Annotated in this window: 20 protein-coding genes and 2 pseudogenes; 14 read left to right on the top strand and 8 right to left on the bottom strand. The window is 74.3% G+C overall.

What is annotated here, in order from left to right:
* Window positions 1–22 precede the first annotated feature (22 nt).
* The gene (locus CLV92_RS16180) at window positions 23–592 is read left to right on the top strand and encodes a Clp protease/crotonase-like domain-containing protein (protein ID WP_104434403.1); all 570 of its coding nucleotides are present in this window, start codon (window positions 23–25) and stop codon (window positions 590–592) included.
* A 10-nt stretch (window positions 593–602) separates the two neighbouring features.
* Here the strand turns inward: CLV92_RS16180 and CLV92_RS16175 are convergent, their stop codons facing one another.
* Together CLV92_RS16175 and CLV92_RS16170 are read right to left on the bottom strand one after the other, a co-directional pair.
* Entirely contained in the window at window positions 603–929 is a 327-nt protein-coding gene (locus tag CLV92_RS16175; RefSeq protein ID WP_104434402.1) for a DUF202 domain-containing protein, read from the bottom strand.
* A 24-nt stretch (window positions 930–953) separates the two neighbouring features.
* Window positions 954–1,346, bottom strand: a complete 393-nt coding sequence (locus CLV92_RS16170; RefSeq protein ID WP_245886892.1) for a YidH family protein — start codon at window positions 1,344–1,346, stop codon at window positions 954–956.
* Window positions 1,347–1,505: 159 nt separating this feature from the next.
* Between CLV92_RS16170 and pgm the strand changes: the two are divergent.
* The 3 genes and pseudogenes from pgm to CLV92_RS16160 all read left to right on the top strand — a co-directional run.
* A pseudogene (gene pgm, locus CLV92_RS16165) lies at window positions 1,506–3,155 on the top strand (phosphoglucomutase (alpha-D-glucose-1,6-bisphosphate-dependent)); the annotation flags it as partial.
* Between the two features lie 162 nt (window positions 3,156–3,317).
* Window positions 3,318–3,617: an antibiotic biosynthesis monooxygenase gene (locus tag CLV92_RS23100; RefSeq protein ID WP_170112775.1), complete on the top strand. Its 300-nt coding sequence runs from the start codon at window positions 3,318–3,320 to the stop codon at window positions 3,615–3,617.
* A gap of 224 nt (window positions 3,618–3,841) precedes the next feature.
* Window positions 3,842–4,570, top strand: a complete 729-nt coding sequence (locus CLV92_RS16160) for an ANTAR domain-containing protein (protein WP_104434399.1) — start codon at window positions 3,842–3,844, stop codon at window positions 4,568–4,570.
* 6 nt (window positions 4,571–4,576) lie between these two features.
* Here the strand turns inward: CLV92_RS16160 and CLV92_RS16155 are convergent, their stop codons facing one another.
* Window positions 4,577–4,924 (bottom strand): STAS domain-containing protein, encoded by a 348-nt coding sequence (locus tag CLV92_RS16155; protein WP_104434398.1) that lies wholly within the window; start codon window positions 4,922–4,924, stop codon window positions 4,577–4,579.
* Between the two features lie 225 nt (window positions 4,925–5,149).
* Between CLV92_RS16155 and CLV92_RS16150 the strand changes: the two genes are divergently transcribed.
* The 4 genes and pseudogenes from CLV92_RS16150 to CLV92_RS22525 all read left to right on the top strand — a co-directional run.
* Window positions 5,150–5,842, top strand: coding sequence for a GAF and ANTAR domain-containing protein (locus tag CLV92_RS16150; RefSeq protein WP_146099591.1), 693 nt, complete (start codon window positions 5,150–5,152; stop codon window positions 5,840–5,842).
* Window positions 5,843–5,963: 121 nt separating this feature from the next.
* Window positions 5,964–6,146: a hypothetical protein gene (locus tag CLV92_RS16145; RefSeq protein WP_146099590.1), complete on the top strand. Its 183-nt coding sequence runs from the start codon at window positions 5,964–5,966 to the stop codon at window positions 6,144–6,146.
* A 53-nt stretch (window positions 6,147–6,199) separates the two neighbouring features.
* Window positions 6,200–6,415 carry a hypothetical protein gene (locus CLV92_RS22530; protein WP_170112772.1) on the top strand — a complete coding sequence of 72 codons (216 nt, stop codon included), beginning with the start codon at window positions 6,200–6,202 and terminating at the stop codon, window positions 6,413–6,415.
* A 13-nt stretch (window positions 6,416–6,428) separates the two neighbouring features.
* Window positions 6,429–6,554 (top strand): annotated as a pseudogene (locus CLV92_RS22525) (VOC family protein); the annotation flags it as partial.
* A gap of 15 nt (window positions 6,555–6,569) precedes the next feature.
* Here the strand turns inward: CLV92_RS22525 and CLV92_RS16135 are convergent.
* Window positions 6,570–7,364, bottom strand: a complete 795-nt coding sequence (locus tag CLV92_RS16135; protein ID WP_342762353.1) for a lipase family alpha/beta hydrolase — start codon at window positions 7,362–7,364, stop codon at window positions 6,570–6,572.
* A gap of 253 nt (window positions 7,365–7,617) precedes the next feature.
* Here CLV92_RS16135 and CLV92_RS16130 point away from each other — a divergent pair, with 253 nt between their 5' ends.
* The 4 genes from CLV92_RS16130 to thiC all read left to right on the top strand — a co-directional run bounded on the left by CLV92_RS16130 (window position 7,618) and on the right by thiC (window position 13,509).
* Window positions 7,618–8,514 (top strand): alpha/beta fold hydrolase, encoded by an 897-nt coding sequence (locus CLV92_RS16130; protein WP_104434394.1) that lies wholly within the window; start codon window positions 7,618–7,620, stop codon window positions 8,512–8,514.
* A gap of 142 nt (window positions 8,515–8,656) precedes the next feature.
* Window positions 8,657–10,246 (top strand): Re/Si-specific NAD(P)(+) transhydrogenase subunit alpha, encoded by a 1,590-nt coding sequence (locus CLV92_RS16125; protein ID WP_104434393.1) that lies wholly within the window; start codon window positions 8,657–8,659, stop codon window positions 10,244–10,246.
* A complete protein-coding gene (pntB, locus tag CLV92_RS16120) occupies window positions 10,243–11,649 on the top strand; it encodes a Re/Si-specific NAD(P)(+) transhydrogenase subunit beta (protein ID WP_104434392.1) in 1,407 nt (468 codons plus the stop codon). Before CLV92_RS16125 ends, pntB begins: the two co-directional genes overlap by 4 nt.
* A gap of 153 nt (window positions 11,650–11,802) precedes the next feature.
* A complete protein-coding gene (gene thiC / locus CLV92_RS16115) occupies window positions 11,803–13,509 on the top strand; it encodes a phosphomethylpyrimidine synthase ThiC (RefSeq protein WP_104434391.1) in 1,707 nt (568 codons plus the stop codon).
* A gap of 103 nt (window positions 13,510–13,612) precedes the next feature.
* Here the strand turns inward: thiC and CLV92_RS16110 are convergent, their stop codons facing one another.
* Complete coding sequence (locus tag CLV92_RS16110; protein ID WP_104434390.1) at window positions 13,613–17,131, bottom strand: bifunctional diguanylate cyclase/phosphodiesterase; 3,519 nt, start codon at window positions 17,129–17,131, stop codon at window positions 13,613–13,615.
* A gap of 213 nt (window positions 17,132–17,344) precedes the next feature.
* On the opposite strand from CLV92_RS16110, the gene CLV92_RS16105 reads away from it, so the two are divergent.
* A complete protein-coding gene (locus CLV92_RS16105) occupies window positions 17,345–17,737 on the top strand; it encodes an STAS domain-containing protein (protein ID WP_104434389.1) in 393 nt (130 codons plus the stop codon).
* A 199-nt stretch (window positions 17,738–17,936) separates the two neighbouring features.
* Here the strand turns inward: CLV92_RS16105 and CLV92_RS16100 are convergent, their stop codons facing one another.
* The gene (locus CLV92_RS16100) at window positions 17,937–18,326 is read right to left on the bottom strand and encodes a tautomerase family protein (protein WP_104434388.1); all 390 of its coding nucleotides are present in this window, start codon (window positions 18,324–18,326) and stop codon (window positions 17,937–17,939) included.
* A gap of 183 nt (window positions 18,327–18,509) precedes the next feature.
* Window positions 18,510–18,896 carry a VOC family protein gene (locus CLV92_RS16095; RefSeq protein WP_104434387.1) on the bottom strand — a complete coding sequence of 129 codons (387 nt, stop codon included), beginning with the start codon at window positions 18,894–18,896 and terminating at the stop codon, window positions 18,510–18,512.
* A gap of 202 nt (window positions 18,897–19,098) precedes the next feature.
* Between CLV92_RS16095 and CLV92_RS16090 the strand changes: the two genes are divergently transcribed.
* Window positions 19,099–19,530 carry a DUF4279 domain-containing protein gene (locus CLV92_RS16090; RefSeq protein WP_245886905.1) on the top strand — a complete coding sequence of 144 codons (432 nt, stop codon included), beginning with the start codon at window positions 19,099–19,101 and terminating at the stop codon, window positions 19,528–19,530.
* Window positions 19,531–19,624: 94 nt separating this feature from the next.
* Here the strand turns inward: CLV92_RS16090 and CLV92_RS16085 are convergent, their stop codons facing one another.
* A complete protein-coding gene (locus tag CLV92_RS16085) occupies window positions 19,625–20,779 on the bottom strand; it encodes an ankyrin repeat domain-containing protein (protein WP_104434385.1) in 1,155 nt (384 codons plus the stop codon).
* Between the last annotated feature and the right edge of the window lie 299 nt (window positions 20,780–21,078).

Genomic DNA, 21,078 nt, shown 5'->3' with positions numbered 1-21,078 from the left:
GCCGCTCTGCGACCGTGGAGCGGTGGACGACACCGGTGGGCCGCGCCTGCAAGCCCGGTGGTCGAGCTACGAGCGGCGTCTCACGGTCGCGGTCGCCGTGCTGGCTCTCGGCTGCTTCGTCAGCGTCTACGTCGTGGACCCCGTTCTGAGCGTGCACCCGGACCTGTGGCGGCTGTACTCCACGATGGGCGCGTTGGACTCGACCGCCAACGTGGTCGCTGGTGTCGTCTGGCTCAGGGGCATCTGCTCCCTGACCCTCGCCGGCTTCCTCGCCTCCTGGGCCGGTCTGCGCTGGGCTGGGCGGCGTCCGAGGCTGGCGGCAGCGGTCCGGCTCACCGCCGCGGTCGCCGTCCTGGGAGCCGTGGCGGCCAGCACGATGGCCGCGAACGTCTTCGTCGGCACCGGTTTCTACCTGCACGCCGAGGACCTCGGCATCGCCCCGCCCGGAGGGTCGACCAGCGCCCTGGTGCAGGTCACGGCCCTCGTCGGCGTCTGCATGGTGGGGCTGGCCGCCGTCGCGGGCTCGGCCTGCCTGGTGGCCGGCCTCGGCGGCCCGCGGTGGTTCCGGCGCCGAACCGCCGGGCGGTCCTGACCCCGCCCCCTCAGGCGCGGCCCGCCAGCACCAGGGTCACGCCGGCACCGGCCAGCGCGGCCAGCAACGCCACCGCAGCCGTGGTGGCCAGCACCCGCCCGTCGGCGCCCCCGGAGCGGCGGTCGCGGTCGCGGCGGCGGCCGGCGTGGTGGAACAGCGCCGCCAGCGACAGGCCCGTCGCCCCCACCGCGACGGCGGCCACCCCCAGACCCGCCAGCAGCAGCCGCACCACCACGGCGGAGGACACGAGGAGCGCGAGGGTGGTGCGCTGCCAGGACAGCCCGGTGCGCTCGCGCTGCAGGCCCGGAGGTGCGCCCGGCCCGCTCGGGGTGCTCACGGCGGGGTCCTCACCGCGGGGTCCTCACCGGGCCGCCGTGCCCGCCAGCAGCAGCAGCACCGCCAGCAGCACCCCCGCGGCCAGCGGCCCGCCCAGCACCGGCGCGGGCAGGGGCTCCTCGCAGCGCACCGCCCGCTCCGTGCGCACCCACCCCCACCACGCCTGCGCGGGCGCGGCGACCGCCAGCAGCAGCAGCACGACGGCCGCCGCCAGCCGGAACCCCGGGTGCACGGGCACCTCGAGGGCCTCCAGCGCCACCCCCGCCGCGAGCAGCGCCAGCCCCGTGCGGATCCAGGCCAGGAAGGTCCGCTCGTTGGCGAGGGAGAACCGCACGTCCGGCTCCCGTCCCGCGCCGTAGACGCTGCGGGGCCACCTGCGGTCGGGCACGGGGGGCTGCGGGCGGGGCTCGTCGCTCACCCCGGCAGCCTCGCGCAGCCGCCTCGACCGCGCAGGTCGCGCGGCGCCGGGCGGGGCGGGGTGCTCTGGCATCCCCCGGACGGGGACGGCAGGATCATCCGCGAGGCTGCGCGCGCGCAGCGAGGCACCAGGAGCCACCGCCACCCGGAAGAGGACCCGATGACGCACCCCCGCGCCGGCAAGTTCGCCGAGGCGAGCGACCTGATCGACGTGGCCCACGTGGTCACCCGCTACTACAGCGTCACGCCCGACCCGGAGGACGTCGCCCAGCGCGTCACCTTCGGCACGTCGGGGCATCGCGGGTCCAGCCTCGACGGGGCGTTCAACGAGGCGCACATCCTCGCCACCACCCAGGCGATCGTGGAGTACCGGCGGGAACAGGGCGTCGACGGGCCGCTGTTCCTCGGCCGCGACACCCACGCGCTGTCGGAGCCGGCGTGGACGTCGGCCCTGGAGGTGCTGGCCGCCAACGACGTCACCGTCCTCGTGGACTCCACGGACCGCTACACGCCCACTCCCGCGATCTCCCACGCCATCCTGCGCGCCAACCGCGACGGCGCCGGCCGGGTGCGCTCCAGCGGCTCCGGCCTCGCCGACGGCATCGTCGTGACGCCCTCCCACAACCCGCCCGGCGACGGTGGCTTCAAGTACAACCCGCCCAGCGGCGGCCCCGCCGACACCGACGCGACGAGCTGGATCGCCGACCGCGCCAACGAGCTGCTGGCCGCGGGCCTCGACGGTGTGCGGCGCATCCCGTTCCCCCGCGCGCGCCGGGCGGCGCAGTCCTACGACTTCCTCAGCACCTACGTCGACGACCTGCCCTCCGCCCTCGACCTCGACGTCATCCGCTCCTCCGGCATCCGGATCGGCGCGGACCCCATGGGCGGCGCGAGCGTGGACTACTGGGGCGCCATCGCCGAGCGGCACGGCATCGACCTCACGGTCGTGAACCCGCTGGTGGACCCGACGTGGCGGTTCATGACGCTGGACGGCGACGGCAAGATCCGCATGGACTGCTCCTCGCCGAACGCGATGCACTCCCTCATCGACCGCCGCACGGAGTTCCAGATCTCCACGGGCAACGACGCCGACGCCGACCGGCACGGCATCGTGACCCCCGACTGGGGGCTGCTGAACCCGAACCACTTCCTGGCCGTCGCCATCCAGTACCTGTTCTCCTCCCGCGAGGGCTGGCCGGCGGACGCGGCGGTCGGCAAGACGCTCGTGTCGTCCTCCCTCATCGACCGCGTCGTCTCCAGCCTGGGCCGGCGGCTGCTGGAGGTCCCCGTCGGGTTCAAGTGGTTCGTGCCCGGGTTGCTGGACTCCTCGGTCGGCTTCGGCGGGGAGGAGAGCGCGGGGGCGTCGTTCCTGCGCAAGGACGGCACGGTGTGGACGACCGACAAGGACGGCATCCTCCTGGCGCTGCTCGCCTCGGAGATCCTGGCGCGCACGGAGCGCACGCCCAGCGAGCTGTACAAGGAGCTGACGGACCGCTTCGGGGACCCGCTGTACGTGCGCAGCGACGCACCGGCGAGCCGGGAGCAGAAGGCGGCGCTGTCGAAGCTGTCGGCGGACCAGGTCACGGCGACCTCCCTGGCGGGCGAGGCCATCGTCGCGAAGCTGACCGAGGCGCCCGGCAACGGCGCGAAGCTCGGCGGGCTGAAGGTCGTGACCGAGAACGCCTGGTTCGCGGCGCGCCCGTCCGGCACGGAGGACGTGTACAAGATCTACGCCGAGTCCTTCAAGGGCGGGCAGCACCTGCGCCAGGTGCAGGAGGAGGCGCAGGCCCTGGTGGACGGGGTGCTCTCCGGCGGGGGCTCGGGCGGCTCCTCGACCACCATCCCCCTGGGCTCGGGGTCGGCCCCGGCGCCGGCGCCGGCGGGCGAGCCCGCGCAGGAACCGGGGCAGGACGCGCCCGCCACCGCAGACCAGGACGCGCCCGTGGCCGGCGCCGAGGAGGAGGACAGCTCGATGCCCTACGGCCTGCTGGGGTCCATGCGCACGAAGCCCGGTGCCCGCGCCGAGGTGGTGGCGATCCTGCTGGAGGGCGTCGGCGAGCTGAGCGCCGTCGGCTGCCGCTCCTACGTGGTCGGCCTCTCCACGACGGACGAGGACGCCATCTGGATCAGCGAGGTGTGGGAGAACAAGCAGGCGCACGAGGACTCCCTCCAGCTGCCGTCGGTGCGCGACGCCATCAGCCGGGCGATGCCGCTGCTGACGGGGGAGTTCAGCAGCGAGGAGGTCAGCGTGGTGGGCGGCATCGGCATCTGAGCGTCCCCCGGTGGGGGCGTCCGGGAGGGCGTCCCCACCGGTCCGGCCGCCCCTCACCAGCCGTCCACGACCGGCGGTGCGCGGAGGGCCGGTCTAGCCTGGTGGCAGACCGTTCGGCACGGAACGGAAAGCACTGCACTGCAGGGAGACGCGACGCCCATGCCGAGCCGAGCCCGCACCGCCCGAACCCGGCCCGCCGAGAAGTCCCCCGAGGGCCGGGCCCCGTGAGCATCGCCGCGCGGTTCACCGACGCGTGGACGGGCATCGACGACCCGCTGCTCGCGGCGGGCGACCTGCTCCCCGTCCGGCTCGCCCGCGCCTGCGTGCAGGTCCTCGGCGTCGACGGCGCGGGCCTCAGCGTCATGGACGGGCCGGGCCTGCGGGTCCCCGTGGGCGCCAGCGACGAGCGCGCGGCGGCGGCGGAGCGCTCCCAGTTCACCGTCGGGGAGGGCCCCTGCCTGCACGCCCACGCGACGGGGAGCACGGTGCTGGCCACCGACGACGTCATCGCCCAGCGCTGGCCCGCCCTGTACGAGCAGGTGGTGCAGGGCGCCGGCGTCAGGGCCGTCGCGTCCCTGCCGCTGCGGGCCGGCCGTGTCGGCTTCGGGGCGCTCGACGTGTACTACGGCGACCCCGGCGACCTCGGCCGGCTCGACCTGGCGGCCGCCGGCACGGTGGTGACGTCGATCGTGCGGGTGCTCACCGCGAGCCCGGGGGCCGCAGACGACCCCGAGGGCCCGTCGTGGCTGGGCAGCCCCGGCGCGCGCCGGCGCGGCCAGGTGTGGCAGGCGATGGGCGTGCTCAACGTGCGGCTCGGGCTGGGCGCCCCGGACGCCCTCGCGCTCCTGCGCGCGCACGCCTACGCGACGGAGCGGGACGTCGACGGGGTCGCGCGGGACCTCCTGCACGGCCGGCTGCCACTGGCGGACCTGCGCCTCGGCCCGCGGGCCTGAGCCGGCTCAGGCCGGGTCGAACTCCCCCTGCAGGGCCTCCGCCACGGTGCCCGCGACCCCGAAGACCTCCTCGAGGCCGAAGAACCGGACGACGGCGCGCTGCCGCGGCCGCAGCCCGACGACGCGCACCCGCCCCCCGCGCTCCCGGGCGCGTTCGCAGAGGCCGACCAGGGCCCCCAGCGTGGAGCAGTCGAGGAACCGCACACCGGAGAGGTCGAGGACCAGCCGGGCACCGTCGTCGGCCAGGGGCAGGAGGTGGCTCCGCAGGGGCGGCAGCGCCTCCAGGTCGAGCTCGCCGACCAGTTCGACCACGACCGCGTCACCGCGCTCGCGCGTCGTCAACTGGAGATCCATGGCACCTCGGAGCAGCCGTCATCGACGGGCCTCGCTCCGGACCCGCTCGCACCGTACGTGGGCAGTGAGCGCAGGACAACCCGGCCGCCGCCGGTAGACTGACGACGAGCCTGTGCGGACCGTGCGCGGAGCTCCCGCAACCAGGAGGGCGACGGCCCTCCGGATCGGGCGGCGCACGTGTCGGACAGCTCGAGCGCGCCCGGGGAGTCGAGTGACGGGGCCCTCTTGGACGCAGCGGTTCTGCAGGAACTGCTCCTGCACAGCGACGACCTCACCGCGTTCCTCGGGAACGTGGCGCGGATGGCCGTCCGGGACATGCCGGCCGGCGTGTCCTGCGGTGTGACGGTCGAGCGCGACGGCCGGTCGATCACCATCGCCAGCAGTGACGAGCGCACCCTGCGCATCGACGAGGCCCAGTACTCCCTCGGCGACGGCCCGTGCCTGCACTCGCTGCGCACCCAGGAGCATGTGCTGGTCGAGGATCTGCGCGGCGACGGCCGCTGGCCCGAGTACGCGGAGTCCGCCATCAGCGAGGGGGTCCTGTCGTCGCTGTCGGTGCCGTTCCAGCAGCACCAGACCCGCGGGGCGTTCAACGTCTACGCCTCCGCCCCACGGGCGTTCGGGCCGGAGGAGCAGCGGGAGGTGGAGGCCTTCGCGGAGCAGGTGAAGACGGCGATCGCCCTGGCCGCGCGCATGGCCAGCCACGCGGACCTCGCCGAGCAGCTGAGCCAGGCCATGAAGTCCCGTGCGGTCATCGACCAGGCCATCGGAGTGATCATGGGCCAGAACCGCTGCGGCCCCGACGAGGCCTTCGCGATCCTCCGCACCGTCTCGCAGAACCGCAACGTCAAGCTCCGCGACATCGCCGTCCAGATGGTCACGTCCATCACCAGCCAGCGGCGGCCGCCGGGCGAGTGAGCGGCGCAGCGGCGGCCTCCGGCGACACGCAGTGCCCGGACCGCAACCCCCCGCCCAGCTCGTCACCCGATCGGCGCACTCCACCGCGCGGGGGCGGCACCCGATGGACAGGGTGCTGAGGGTGCACTCACCCTTGACGCGGGCCCTGCTCACCCTCGCCGTGCTCGCCGCGGCCGCCGTCGTGGTATGTCTCCTCCTCGACGGCTGGCGCAACGCCGCGCTGTTCGCGGGGGTCGCCGTCATCAGCGCCGGTGCCCTCACGTTCCGTGCGGACGCTCCAGACGACAGCTCCACGCGCCACTGAGACCGACCGCGGCCGGATCGCACCACTGCACGGAGAGGGACCCCAGAACGACGATGTCCGAGGAGAGCCCCGCCCCGGCCAGATCCAGCCTGCTGCGTGCCCTGCGCCGCGCGCAGCTCCTGCGGGAGCGCGAGGAGGCCGCCCTGCGCCGGCGGCTGCGGGGTCTGCGCCCGCGCCCGCCCCAGTCCATGCCGGTGCCGCGCACGGCCCAGCGCCCCGCGCCCCGCGACGACGACACCGGCGCGGGCGCAGCGACCGGCACGGGCTGACGAGCGCCCGCGGGAGTTCCACCGGCGCGCCACCGCTCTCGGCGCGCGGCTGCTGCTCGACCGCAGTGACGACGAGGAGGAACCGCTGCGGGTGTACGCCGACCCCGCGGGGCACCCGTTCTGCATCTTCGTGGTGTGAGCCGCGGCGCGCCCGCTACGGCAGGGGCAGGCACTGGGGCCGGAACGCCGGATCGCCCGGCCCGGGCCGCTCCAGGGCGTCGAGGACGAGCTGGTGCACCACCGGGTCGTTCGGCGTCTGGTCGTGCTCGATCGGGTCGGCGGGGCAGACGTCCTGGATGGTGATGTTGGTGACGTCCTTCGCCGGTCCGTCCAGGAACTGGCTGCGGTAGGGGGTGACGACCTCGTCGTAGCGGGTGGCGATGACCGTGTAGTCGGGTCCGGCGACGGTGTCCCCGCGGGCGTTGAGCTCCGCGAGGAACGGCGAGCCGGCCTGCTGGTCGGCGCACGCCTGGCACAGCGCTCCGGCCGGCGCGGGCGGGGACGTCGACACGCCCTCGGGGGCGGGGACGAGGAGGCCCTCGGTGCCGTGGTTGGACGGCGCGATGCCGACCAGGTCGTCGACCTCGTGGGCGCCGCCGAGGAAGCCGATGTAGTAGCGGGGCATCATGCCGCCCTGGCTGTGCCCCACGACGTCGACCTTCCGCGCGCCCGTCGCGGCGAGGACGGCGTCGACGAAGGGCGCCAGCTCCCGTGCGGAGTCCGCGACCGGACCGGTGGCGTTGTCGCCGTAGTTCAGGGCGAAGACGCAGTACCCGGCGCGCTTCAGGTACGGGGCCAGGGTCGACCAGTTCTTCGCCATGTCCTCGAACGTCCCGTGCACGAGGACGACCGGGTGGGGGCGCTCCGCGCTCGGCCTGCAGCTCCAGTCGTTCGCCCCGGGCGGGGAGACGTCGACCACGGCCCCGCCCGCGGGGACCGCACCGGTCATCAGGGTCCCCGCGGTGAGTGCCAGCGCGGCGAGTCCGCGGGCGAGGGGTCGGGGAGGACGGGGAGTCGTCGTGCGCACTGGTCCACCTTCCGGGGCGTCGTCGGCGGGAAGCGGGCGGAACGGGTCCGCAGAACCGCACGCTAGGCAGCGCATCCGGTGGCGACAACCGGAGCTGTTCGACGATGACGAACAGCTCCCCGCCGCGGACCCCGGCCCCCTGCCCCGGCACCGTCCGGCCTGGCAGCATGCCGGCATGGTGGAGTTCTTCCCCGGTTTCTCCCTCGAGCACCTCGACGTGGGCGGCGGGGTGCGGCTGCGGGTCCGCACCGGCGGCAGCGGGCCTGCCGTCGTCCTCCTGCACGGGCACCCCCGCACCCACACCACGTGGCACCGGGTGGCACCGGAGCTGGCGCGGGAGTTCACCGTCGTCTGCCCCGACCTGCGCGGGTACGGGCAGTCCTCGAAACCCACCACGGCCGCCGACCACGCGCCGTACTCCAAGCGCGCCATGGCCGCCGACGTGCTGGCGCTGATGCGCTCCCGCGGCCACGAGCGGTTCGCCGTGGTGGGTCACGACCGCGGCAGCTACGTCGCGCACCGCCTCGCGGTGGACTCCCCCGAGGCGGTGCGCCACCTCACCGTCGTCGACTCCGTGCCCATCGGCGAGGCCCTGGCACGCGCCGACGCGAGGTTCGCGCGCCTGTGGTGGCACTGGTTCTTCCTCGGGCAGACGGAGAAACCCGCCGAGCGCCTCATCAGCGCCGACCCGCTCGGGTGGTACCGGCCGGACGTGGAGCTGATGGGGGCGCGCAACCACGCCGACCTCGTCGAGGCCGTCTCCGACCCGGCGACCGTGCACGCCATGTGCGAGGACTACCGCGCGGGCCTCGGCGTCGACCGGGCCGCCGACGACGCCGACCGCGCGGCCGGGCGCCGCGTCCGCTGCCCCGTGCTGGTGCTGTGGTCGAGCCGCGACGACATGGCCGAGCTGTACGGCGACCCCCGCCGGGTGTGGCGCTCCTGGGCCGACGACGTGGACGGCCACGAGATCGACAGCGGCCACCACGTCGCCGAGGAGAACCCCGCGGCGCTCGTGGCGGCCCTGCGGGAGGCGCTGCGGGAGGCGCTGCGGAAACCCGACCCGCGCTGAGGGATCCGGTCCCGGCGCTCCGCGGGCGCGGCGACGGGCCGGAGGGCTACCGTGGCGCGACCGGCAACGGCGGGCGGGCCGCGGGCCTGCGCGTCCCGCCCGGTGGCGACGCGGACGACGGGGTCCGCGGAAGGGAGCGGACGTGCTCATCGGAGTGCCTCGGGAATCGGGTCCCAGGGAGACGAGGGTGGCCGCCACGCCGGCCACGACGCGGCAGCTGACCGGCCTGGGCTACGAGGTGCTCGTCGAGGCGGGCGCGGGCGTCCGCTCCAGCGCGCCGGACGACGCCTACGCCGCCGCCGGTGCCCGGATCGGCTCCGCGGCCGACGCCTGGGGCGCCGACGTCGTGCTGCACGTGGGCAAGCCCTCCCCCGCCGAGATCGGGATGCTGCGCGAGGGCGCGGTGCTGATCGCCACCCTGGCTCCCGCCTTCGACCCGCAGCTCGTCGAGGAGCTCGCCACCCGGCCGATCACCGCACTGGCGGTCGACGCCGTCCCGCGCATCTCCCGCGCCCAGTCGCTGGACGTGCTCAGCTCGATGGCGAACATCGCCGGCTACCGCGCCGTCATCGAGGCCGCCCACACGTTCGGCCGCTTCTTCACCGGGCAGGTCACCGCCGCCGGGAAGGTGCCCCCGGCCAAGGTGCTGGTCTGCGGGGCGGGGGTCGCCGGGCTGGCCGCCATCGGCACCGCCAGCAGCCTCGGCGCGATCGTGCGGGCCACCGACGTGCGCCCCGAGGTCGCCGAGCAGGTGCGCTCCGTGGGCGGGGAGTACGTCGCCGTCCCCGCCGCGGAACAGCAGCTCAGCACCGACGGCTACGCGCGGGAGATGTCCGAGGACTACAACCGCAGGGCCGCCGCGATGTACGCCGAGCAGGCCCGCGACGTCGACATCATCGTCACCACCGCCCTCATCCCCGGTCGCCCGGCGCCCCGGCTCATCACCGCGGAGATGGTGGCCGGGATGCGGCCCGGCAGCGTGGTCGTCGACATGGCCGCCGCACAGGGCGGCAACGTCGCGGGATCCGTGCCCGACGAGCTCGTCGTCACCCCGAACGGCGTCACGATCATCGGCTACACCGACCTGCCGGGCCGGCTGCCCGCCCAGGCGTCGCAGCTGTACGGCACCAACCTGGTCAACCTGCTCAAGCTGCTCACCCCGGGCAAGGACGGGCGGCTCGTGCTCGACCTCGACGACGTCGTGCAGCGGGCGATGACGGTGGTCCGCGACGGGCGGGTGCTGTGGCCGCCCCCTCCGGTGCAGGTCTCCGCCGCCCCGGCGCCCGCTGCGGCGGTTCCCGCGCCGGCTCCACCGCCGCCGCCGGAACCGGCACCGGCCCGGCGTCAGGCGTTCGCCGTCCTCGGCGCGGCGGCGCTGTTCACCCTGACCGCGCTCTCCCCCGCTCAGCTCGCCGGGAACCTCACCGTCTTCGCCCTGGCCGTGGTGGTCGGGTTCTACGTCATCGGGCACGTGCACCACGCCCTGCACACCCCGCTGATGAGCGTCACCAACGCCATCTCCGGGATCATCGTCGTCGGCGCCCTGCTGCAACTCGGCCACGGCAGCGCGGCGGCGACCGCACTGGCCCTCGTCGCGGTGCTGCTCGCCAGCATCAACGTCTTCGGCGGTTTCGCCGTCACCCGGCGCATGCTCGCCATGTTCACCACCACCGGGCCACCCGCCACCCCCCGGCCACCGGCCACGGCCCGGCCCGAGCGGAACGCCCGGTGAGCGCCGCCACCGCGGCGGCCGCCGCCTACCTCGTCGCCAGCCTGCTGTTCGTGCGCAGCCTCGCCGGCCTGTCGCGCCACGAGACCGCCGGGGCCGGGAACCGCTACGGCATCGCCGGGATGGCGCTGGCGCTGCTCACCACGGGTGCCCTCGCCGTGCGCGAGGCTTCCCCCACCGTGCTCCTCCTCGCCGCCGCCGCCATGGCGGTGGGAGCCGTCGTCGGGCTCCAGCGGGCGCAGCGGGTCGAGATGACCGGCATGCCCGAACTCATCGCCCTCCTGCACAGCTTCGTCGGCCTGGCCGCCGTGCTCGTCGGCTGGAACGGCTACCTGTCGGTGGAGGGAGCCGCGCCGGGACGGGCCGAGGCGCTCGACCTGCCGGTGGGCATCCACTCCGCGGAGGTGGCCATCGGTGTCTTCATCGGCGCGGTCACCTTCACCGGCTCGGTCGTGGCCTTCCTGAAGCTCTCCGCGCGGATGCGGTCCAACCCGCTGATGCTGCCCGGGCGGAACCTGCTCAACCTCGCCGCGCTCGTCGCCTTCGCCGTGCTCACCGCCGTCTTCGTCGTCTCGCCGAGCCTGCCCGTCCTGGGCGCCGTCACCGCGCTCGCGCTCCTCCTGGGCTGGCACCTCGTCGCCTCCATCGGCGGCGGCGACATGCCGGTGGTCGTCTCGATGCTCAACAGCTACTCGGGGTGGGCCGCGGCGGCGTCGGGCTTCCTGCTGGACAACGACCTGCTCATCATCACCGGCGCGCTGGTCGGTTCCTCGGGCGCCTACCTCTCCTACATCATGTGCCGGGCGATGAACCGCTCGTTCCTGTCGGTCATCGCCGGCGGCTTCGGCAACGAGGGCTCCACCGCCGCCGCGGCGGTGGAGGGCCAGCACACCGAGACCGGCGCCGAGGACGTCGCGGCGATGCTGCGCGAGGCGGAGTCGGTCGTCATCACCCCCGGCTACGGCATGGCGGTGGCGCACGCGCAGGGCCCGGTCGCGGAACTCACGCGCAAGCTCGCCGACGCCGGGGTGCGGGTGCGCTTCGGCATCCACCCCGTCGCCGGCCGCCTGCCGGGGCACATGAACGTCCTGCTCGCCGAGGCGAAGGTCCCCTACGACATCGTGCTGGAGATGGACGAGGTCAACGACGACCTGGCCGCCACCGACGTGGTGCTCGTGATCGGCGCCAACGACACGGTGAACCCCGCCGCCACGGAGGACCCCGGCAGCCCCATCGCCGGGATGCCGGTGCTGCGGGTCTGGGAGGCGAGGACCGTCGTCGTGTTCAAGAGGTCGATGAGCACCGGCTACGCGGGCGTGCAGAACCCGCTGTTCTTCCGGGAGAACACCCGGATGCTCTTCGGCGACGCCCGCGAGCGCGTCGAGGACATCCTCAAGGCCCTCTGAGCGGGCCGGCCGCGACCGTCGGCGCGAAGGTCTGCGCTACGGTGCTGCGCGAACTGCACACACGGGAGCTCGCACCGAGCGAGCTGAGAGGACGGCTGGGGCCGTCGACCGTCGAACCTGTCCGGGTAATGCCGGCGTAGGGAGAAGAGCGCGATGACGCCTTCGGCACACAGCACCACCACGTCCACCGACAGCACGACCACCGACAGCACGGCGGCGGGGAACGCCTCGGCCGCACCGGGCTCCGTCACCACGGGCCCGATCGCCGGCAGCAGCAAGCGCTACGAACCGGTCTCCGGCCACGACGGCATGCGGGTGCCGCTGCGCCGGGTCCACCTGAGCAACGGTGAGCACCTCGACCTGTACGACACCTCGGGCCCGTACACGGACGCGGACGCCCGCATCGACCTGGAGGGGGGCCTGCCCCGCACCCGCGACACCTGGCAGCGCCCCGCCCCGGTGGGCGGGGCCGCCACGCAGCTCGCCTGGGCGCGGGCGGGGATCGTCACGCCGGAGATGGCGTTCGTCGCCGCCCGGGAGGGGTTCTCCCCGGAGTTCGTGCGGGACGAGGTCGCCCGCGGGCGGGCGGTGATCCCGGCCAACCACCGCCACCCCGAGATCGAGCCGATGATCATCGGCAAGGCCTTCGCGGTGAAGGTCAACGCCAACATCGGCAACTCCGCGGTGACCTCCTCCATCGCCGAGGAGGTCGAGAAGATGGTGTGGGCGGCGCGCTGGGGCGCCGACACCCTCATGGACCTCTCCACCGGCAGGAACATCCACACCACCCGGGAGTGGATCCTGCGCAACTCCCCCATCCCGGTGGGCACGGTGCCGATCTACGAGGCGCTGGAGAAGGTCAAGGGCGACCCGGCGAAGCTGACCTGGGAGGTCTACCGGGACACGGTGATCGAGCAGTGCGAGCAGGGCGTGGACTACATGACCGTCCACGCGGGCGTGCTGCTGCGGTACGTCCCGCTGACGGCGAACCGCGTCACCGGGATCGTCTCCCGCGGCGGCTCGATCATGGCGGCGTGGTGCCTGGCGCACCACCGGGAGAGCTTCCTCTACACGCACTTCGAGGAGCTCTGCGAGATCCTGCGCCGCTACGACGTCACGTTCTCGCTCGGGGACGGCCTGCGCCCGGGGTCCATCGCCGACGCCAACGACGAGGCGCAGTTCGCGGAGCTGCGCACCCTCGGCGAGCTGACGAAGGTCGCCAAGTCCCACGGCGTGCAGGTGATGATCGAGGGCCCGGGCCACGTCCCCATGCACAAGATCGCGGAGAACGTGCGGCTGGAGGAGGAGCTCTGCGAGGAGGCGCCGTTCTACACCCTCGGCCCGCTCGCGACGGACATCGCCCCCGCCTACGACCACATCACCTCGGCCATCGGCGCGGCCATGATCGCCCAGGCCGGCACGGCGATGCTCTGCTACGTCACGCCCAAGGAGCACCTCGGCCTGCCGAACCGCGACGACGTCAAGACGGGTGTCATCACCTACCGGATCGCCGCCCACTCCGCGGACCTCGCCAAGGGCCACCCGCGGGCGCAGGAGCGCGACGACGCGCTGAGCCGGGCCCGCTTCGAGTTCCGCTGGAACGACCAGTTCGCCCTGTCCCTCGACCCGGACACGGCGCGGGAGTTCCACGACGAGACGCTGCCGGCGGAGGCCGCCAAGACGGCGCACTTCTGCTCCATGTGCGGACCGAAGTTCTGCTCGATGCGGATCTCCGCCGACGTGCGCGCGTACGCGCAGGAGAACGGCCTGACGAGCACCGCGGCGATCGAGGAGGGCATGGCGGAGAAGTCCGCCGAGTTCAGCCGCCGGGGCGGCACGGTGTACCTGCCGCTGGCCTGACGGGCAGGAGGGCGGGGAGGTCCGGCCGGGGACGCACGGCGAGTTCCCGGCCGAGCGTCCCCGCCCGGACCCCCCGCCCGTCCCCGGGCCCGCGCCCCGGGCCCTACCGGTCCTCGCGCACGTCCAGCGGCTCCCCGGCCGGCAGGACGATCGGACCCCGCAGCCACCCGTGCGCCCGCGTCGACGGCCACTCGCGCAGCAGGACCAGCAGTTCCGCCTCCGGCCGCGGCGGGCTGAGCAGGTGCCCCTGCGCCCCGTCGCAGCCGTAACCGCGCAGCCGCTCCAGCTGCACCGGCGTCTGCACCCCCTCCGCCACCACCATCGGGCCCAGCGCCCGGCCCAGCCCCACCACCGCCCGCACCAGCGCGTCGCAGCTTGCCGACTCCCCCAGGCACGCCACGACCCGCGCGTCGATCTTCAGCACGTCGAACGGCAGCTCGCTCAGGCGGGACAGGCTCGACGAGCCGGTGCCCAGGTCGTCCACCGCGAGGCGGACCCCCTCGGCGCGCAGCTCGCCCAGGTCCTGCGCCAGCGCGTCGTGCACGATCGGCACCAGGCCCTCGGTGACCTCCAGCACGAGGCGGTCCGGCGGCATCCGGTAGCGGCGCAGCGCGTCGAGCACGTCCCCAGCGAACGTCCGCGACTCCAGCTCCCGGCCGGAGACGTTGACGTGGACCAGGGGCGCCGCCTCCCCCAGCACCTCCCCCCACGCGGCGCCCATCCGGCACGCCTCGGCGAGGACGCGACGGCACAACTCCCCCATGAGGGAGCTGGAGCCGGCGGCGTCCAGGAACTCCACGGGCGGCAGCAGCCCGCGGACGGGGTGCCGCCAGCGCAGCAGGGTCTCCACGCCCACGACGCGCCCCGCCTCCAGGTCCACGATCGGCTGCCCGTGCAGGACGAGCTGCCCCTCCGCCAGCCCCACGCGCAGCTCCCCCAGCAGGCGCGAGTCGCCCGCCCGCGGGCCCGGCAGCCCGGCGTCGCGCAGGACGATGCGGTCCTTGCCCGCCCGCTTCGCGGCGTACATCGCCTCGTCGGCCACCTGCAGGACCCGCTCGGCGGTGTCGTGGGCGACGGCGACCGTGGCGCCGACGCTGGCGCTGATGCCGAAGCGCCCCGCCCCTAGCTCGTAGGGCAGGCGCACCACCTCCAGGGCCCGGGCCGCGACGGCGTGCAGGTCGTGGGAGCCGCCGATGGACGGGCAGACCACCGCGAACTCGTCACCGCCGAGCCGGGTCACCGTGTCCCCCGGGCGCACGCACTGCCGCAGGCGCTCGGCGACCTGCACGAGCAGCTCGTCGCCGGCGGCGTGCCCGGCGCTGTCGTTGACCTCCTTGAACCCGTCCAGGTCGAGGTAGATCAGTCCCGCCCGCAACCCCGTGCGGCCCGTCTCGGAGAGGGCGTGCTCGAGACGGTCGGCCAGCAGCGTCCGGTTCGGCAGTCCGGTGAGGGCGTCGTGCAGCGCCAGCTGGGCCAGGCGCTCCTCGGCGTCGCGGCGGGCGGTGACGTCCTCGACCAGCAGGAGCAGGTGCGGCTCGCGCCCCGCACCGGGAGCCAGCGACGCGGCACACGCCCCCCAGACGGCGCTGCCGTCGGGCCGGCGGAACCGGCACTCGATCCGCGCCACCACCTCCTCCCCGGCTGCCAGCCGGCCCAGGAGCGCGACGAGCGCCCCCTCGTCCTCGGCGTCCACGAAGTCGGCCACGTGCTGCCCCTGCAGATCGTGGTGGCCGCGGCCCATGAAGGTGCAGAGGGCCTCGTTGACGCTGAACATCCGCCCGGTGACCCCCGGCGACAGGGAGGCCATGGCCATCCCCACCGGAGCGGTCTCGAAGGCGAGCCGGAACCAGCGCTCGCTCGCCTCCAGGACCTCCTGCGCGCGCACCTGCTCCGTGACGTCGATCGCGACGGCGATGAAGCCGCGGACCGCGCCGTCGTCGTGGCGCATCGCCGTGACCGTCTCGCGCGCCGGGAAGCGCCGGCCGTCGCGCGCGACGAACGTCCACACCCGCGTCTCCGCCCGACCCTGCACCGCCTCCTGCACGAAGACGGCGTGCCCGGGCTCGATGCCCAGCTCCCCGGCGCGGTGCGCGACCTCCGCCGCGTCGTGCCACAGCGCCGGCTGGGCGCCCAGCACCTGCGACTCGTCGTAGCCGAGCATCCGCTGCGCGCCCTCGTTGAACAGGGTGACCCGTCCCTGCGGGTCGGTGGCGACGATGGCCTGGTCCGTGGCGGCGGCGAGCACCCCGGCGAGCAGGTCGCGGGCCCGGGCGACCTCCTCCGCCGCCCGGCGGGTGGAGGTGACGTCCCGCAGGACGGCCACGGCGCCGCGCTCCCCCGGCGGGCCCGGCAGGGGCCGGGCGTCGACGCTGAGGATCCGCTCCGGCGCCCCCGGGCGGCGCACCAGCAGCTCCACGTCGGTGACCTCCTCCCCGTGCAGGGCCCGCCCGAGGGGCCGCTCGGCCTCGGGGACCGGCGAGCCGTCGGGCAGGTAGCACCCGTAGTGGGCGGGCGGCAGCCGCAGGTCGAGCACCGGGGACGCGGTGCCGGTCAGCTCCTCCGCGCGCGGGTTGCGCAGCAGCACCCGCCCGTCCGGAGCGACCACCAGCAGGCCGTCCGCGGTGCTCCTGATCACCGCGTCCAGCAGCTCCGCCTGCTCCACCGCGCGCCGGCGGGCGTCCTCGAGGCGGGCGGTGAGCTGCTGCCGCTCCTGCCGTCCCAGCGCCAGGGGCAGGCTGACCAGGGTGACCACGGCGAGGAACCCCAGGGCGGCCAGCGTCTGCGCCTGCGGCGAGAGCACCGCGAACGGGCCGTGACCGGTGCGGGTGAGCACCACGACGGCGACGCCCGCGGTGAGCGCGTGCAGCGCCGTCGCCCCGGGCCCGAACCGCGCCCCCACCCACACGCTCAGCGGCAGCAGCCCGTAGGACAGCGGCACGGGCATCGTCGACCCGAAGACCTCCGCGTAGCCCAGGAGGAGGATGACCCCGACGGTGAGGGCCTCGCCCAGGCGCGCACCGCGCAGCCTCCCCGGCCGCAGCGGTGAGGTGAGCAGGCACAGGCCCGCACCGGCGACGACGAGCACGCTCACCGTCAGCCGGAACGCCCACACGGACACCGCCACCGCCGCCCACCGCACCGTCGAGCCGCTGAGCAGCGCCGAGCCGACAGCACCCACCACGGCACTGGCCAGGCCCCCCGCCACCGCCGAGCAGAGCAGCGCCCACAGGTGCCGGGGGCGTGACATGGGCCAGCCCGGCTCACCCGCCGTGACGCTGAAGGCCCAGCACGCGATCAGGGTGCCGGTGAGGTTCGCCAGGCCCAGGGCCGCGGACAGGGACGGGCCCACACCGGTGACGGCGTTCACCACGGCGCTCACCACGCACAGGAGCGCGCCGTCGACGACGAGGTCCCGGCGGCTGCCCCACGACGCCGCGAGCCAGAGGAAGCCCACCCCGGCCGCGGGCCAGACCAGGGACAGGAACTGGCCGTCGATGCGGGTGGCGCGCCCCAGCCAGCAGACGAGGCCGTAGGCGAGGACGAACGCGAGGCGCCGCACCCACGGCACCGCGAGGGCGCCGGGCATCGGCAGGGAGCGTTCCACCGCTTCGCCGTGCGCCATGCCAGCCCCTGGAGGTCCTGAGCACCGAACGAGGTCCCTAGCACCAAGCTCACTCAGCGTAGTCGCGCGAGGTTCGGCCGTACACCGTCCCGGCGCGCCGCGCTCCGCCCGCGCCGCCCCGCGCCGAGGACGGGGCTGGCGTCGGGCGTGCCGGCTGGCATAGCGTCGGCCGCGGTCCAGAGACAGGCCGCTCCCGCCGTGAACAGGTGCCGCATGTCCTCCCCGCACACCGCTCTCCGCCCGACGTCCCGCCCGACCTCCGACAAGGCGTCCCGCACGACGCTGCGCCTGCACGCCCGGCCCGCGGGCCCCGCCACGGTCGTCACCGTCCGCGGCGACCTCGACGCCGGCTCCGCGGGCGACTTCGCCCGCTTCCTGCAGCAGACCCTCGCGAGCACCCCCTACGTCGTCCTCGACATGGCCGGGGTCACCTTCCTCGACTGCAGGGGCGTCGGCGCGATGGTCGCCGCCTCCAGCGCCGCCACCGCGGCCGCCGGCCGCCTCGACGTCCACGACCTCCCCGAGCGACACCGGGCCCTGCTGGAGCACTTCCGCCTCGCCGGCCGCTTCGGCCTGCACACCACCGCGGGCGGGCCGGGGCACTAGCCCGCCGCCACCTGCCTCCGCGGCGGGGCAGAGCCGGGCGCTCGGACGCCCTGGCTGTCGAGCGAGCCGGCGAACGAGCCCAGGTCGTCACCGGCTCGGAGCAGCCGTTCACCGGCTACGGCGGTGTGCGCTCGGCCGGTCACGATCGCGCCCGCAGGCCGGCACGAGCGGTGGATCCCGCCTCTCGGCGCGATCGTGCTCATCGGTCCACCCGGTAGGTCACGGTGAGCTCGTCGCCGGCCTGCCCGCGGATGCCCCAGTCATGGCGGGGCGTCTCGAGGACGGTGATCTCCAGATCGGTCGGTGCGATGTCCAGGTCCTGCTCGAAGTCGCGGAACAGGCGCTGGTAGAGCGCCTTCTTCGCGGCGGTGCTGCGACCGGTGAACATGAGCACTTCGATGATCGTGTACCGCTCGCTGCGCCTCTCGGGGGTGGGGAAGTCCTCCGCGCTCATCGGGAAGAAGCGGTGGAAGCGCTTGGTGGCCGGCAGGCCCAGCACGTCGACGGCAGCGGAGTGCAGCGTGTCGGAGACGGCGGTGCGCAGGGGCCGCAGGACGTCGTCGCGGCCGTAGACCTTGAACTGGGCCACGGGTGGCTCCTCTCGTCGGCCTGGGCGGGCCTGGCGGAGGAGGGCAGCGGCGACGGCGGGCGGTCGGAGCGCCTCCGTAGGCCGGGACCGAGCGTGGAGGTTCGGCGGATGAGGACGTCCAGCGGCCGCCATGATCGCGCCCGCACGGCGGTGAAGGCGTGCGTCGATCCGGGTTGCGGTTGCTCAGGAAGATCCCCGCCGGTCGGCTCCGTCGGGCTGCCACAGCTGCAACCGGTTGCCTTCGGGATCCTCCAAGGAGGCGAAGCGGCCGTTGGGGTAGACCTCCGGGTCGACCTCGACGACGACGCCGCCGCGCCGCAGCTGCTCGACCATGGCATCGAGGTCGGCGACCCGGAAGTTCAACGACCAGGAGTGTGCTCCCGCGCCGAAGTGCTGGGAGTCCCGACCCATGGGAGCCAGGACCGTCGGACCTGCCTCCTGCCACCACGAGGACACCTCGTAGGACTCGGGCGCAGGATCGACGCCGAGGTGGGCGCGGTACCACTGCGCCAGCGCCTCGGGATCGCGAGCCTTGAAGAAGACGCCACCGACACCGGTCACGCGTTGCACGTCGCCTCCCCCGCCTGGATGCCGAGCTGCGACCCGATCCTGTCGCGCCTCACCGCCGGTCGGTAGACCGCCGTCCCGGCCTGCATCCGCAGGGCGGCCCGGCGGGTGATGATCGCGCGCCATCAGCGGCAATTGCAGACGTTGATGCAGCGAATGGCTGCCTTCATGACGGCTTCTCATCAGACTGCAGGACGTGAGGACCATGGTCACGTTTCGCCTCGTCGGGGAGTCCGGCGGCTCAGCGCGCGCGGTCACCGACCGACTGGGCATCACGCCCACTGGTGCGGTGGAGGTCGGTCATCCGATCGGCACCCGCCGTCCGGACCGCCTCTACGAGCAGTCAGGGTGGTGGCTGAGCAGCGCCACCTCACCAGAAGACGGCGTGGAACTGGCTGAGGCCTTGCACCGAGTGCTGAACCAGCTGGAGCCGGTCGCCCCGCTGCTGTGGGAGCTCGTGGAGCAGGGCTACTGGGCCAACTGGTTCTGCCACGTCGGCTCCCACGCCACCGAACACGCCGTGGAGCTCGACCGCGCATTCCTCACTCGTCTCCTCGGCCTACCGGGAGAGCTGTGGCTCGACATCTACGGCGATGACGACGAGGAGCGCAGCCAGAGGCGTGGTCAGTACACCTAGCCGCGCTCACCCATCGGCAGGCGCGCGCGTCGGGCGGCGGCCATGATCGCTCACCGTCAGCGGCATGACCGGATGTTGCCTGCAGGGCGTCGGGTCAGGTGCGCCGTGCTCGGGGTGGGGTGCCGCCGAGGACGTCGAGGATCGCGGCTATCCGGTATCTGAGGGTCGCTTCCGTGGCGCCGTCGACCGTGACCACGACGCTGGAGTGGTGTGGCAGCACGCCGAGCTGGACGGTCAGCGGTGGCCACCCCTGGAGTGAGTAGGTGAAGTCTGAGGACCTGGCGTACGGGTTCCTCATCTTCACCGCGCGGGTGAGGGCCTTCTCGTGGCTCCAGTCGCGGGTGTCGCCGGTGTAGTGGCTCAGCCACTGCAGCAGGCGGAGGACCTCCCCGGGCTGGACCCAGCCGGTCAGGGAGGTGTCGGTCACCGGGGTCTCCGGGTTGCGCTGCCCTGCGATGTCGATGAGCGGGGGAGCCCACCGGTAGCCCTCAGGCTCCCACCACGCCTTGGGCCGCGGCACCCGTCCGCCGCCTCGGACCACTCGCGGCCGGAACAGGGCGATCGCCAGGTGGTGGTCGCCCGTGGGCATGCTGCTGTGCGCCCAGTCCCACGCGCTCTCCCCACGGCACCCGGACAGGATCGGATCGGCGCCACGCTCCAGCAGCAGCGCCGTGATCGTGACGTCCAGCGGGTCGGACCTGCGGTCCCGAAGGAAGTTCTCGCAGAACACGGAGCGCTGCAGCAGCGTCGCCCTTGACCAGCTGTGCCGGGCGTTCGCGTCGACGCCGGCGTCAAGCAGTCCCCGCAGCGCTTGAACGTCTCCGTCCTCCACGGCGAGGTGCGCCCGGTCCCCGTCCCCGGCCGGGGGCAGCGCCGCATCCACCCTCAGCGCCGAGACCGGCCGGAGGCGCAGCGGCGGCAGGGGCGTCCGCACCTGCTTGTCGGCGGCCCACTGCACGAACCGGGCGATGGCCAGGGGGTGCGTGCTCTTGAAGGCCCAGTCCCAGGCGGTCTCCCCGCCCTGGCCTGGCAGGAACGGGTCAGCGCCGTGTTCCAGCAGCAGCGCTGTCATCGTGTCCGTCAGGGGTTCACCGGACTGCGCCGACCCGTCCGACTCGACGTCCACCGCGCTCTGCAGCAGCGTCACCCCGCCCGGTCCATCGTGGAGGTTGGGGTCCGCGCCGGCCGCCAGCAGCCGCCGCAACTCCTCGATCTCCCCGTCGTCCACCGCCGCGTGTACCTCGTCCACGGCTCCCCACCCCCTGCGAAACGATCAACCCCACCGGTCGCAGCCACACGGACCTCGGCACGGGCCGACGACACCTGGATACAACCAGCCCTCAGCTCCAGCAGCCGCCTCGAAGCCCGCGACCACCTGTTGTCCACCCCCCCTGCCGAGCGCCCGAAGATCGGCATGGTCGAGTGTCAATAGCCGCTCATGATCGCGCCCTCTGCGGCTACTTGTTCACTGGTGGCACGGCAACGGCCCGGCCAGGCTGTGTCGAGGTGCCCGGCGTGACGCTCTCTTTGCGGCTGCCCACCCGCTGG

It is taken from the genome of Kineococcus xinjiangensis (assembly GCF_002934625.1).
Taxonomy (GTDB): Bacteria; Actinomycetota; Actinomycetes; order Actinomycetales; family Kineococcaceae; genus Kineococcus_A; species Kineococcus_A xinjiangensis.
The sequence above is the reverse complement of the archived record's forward strand: the minus strand, read 5'-3'. Positions and strand labels throughout refer to the sequence as shown.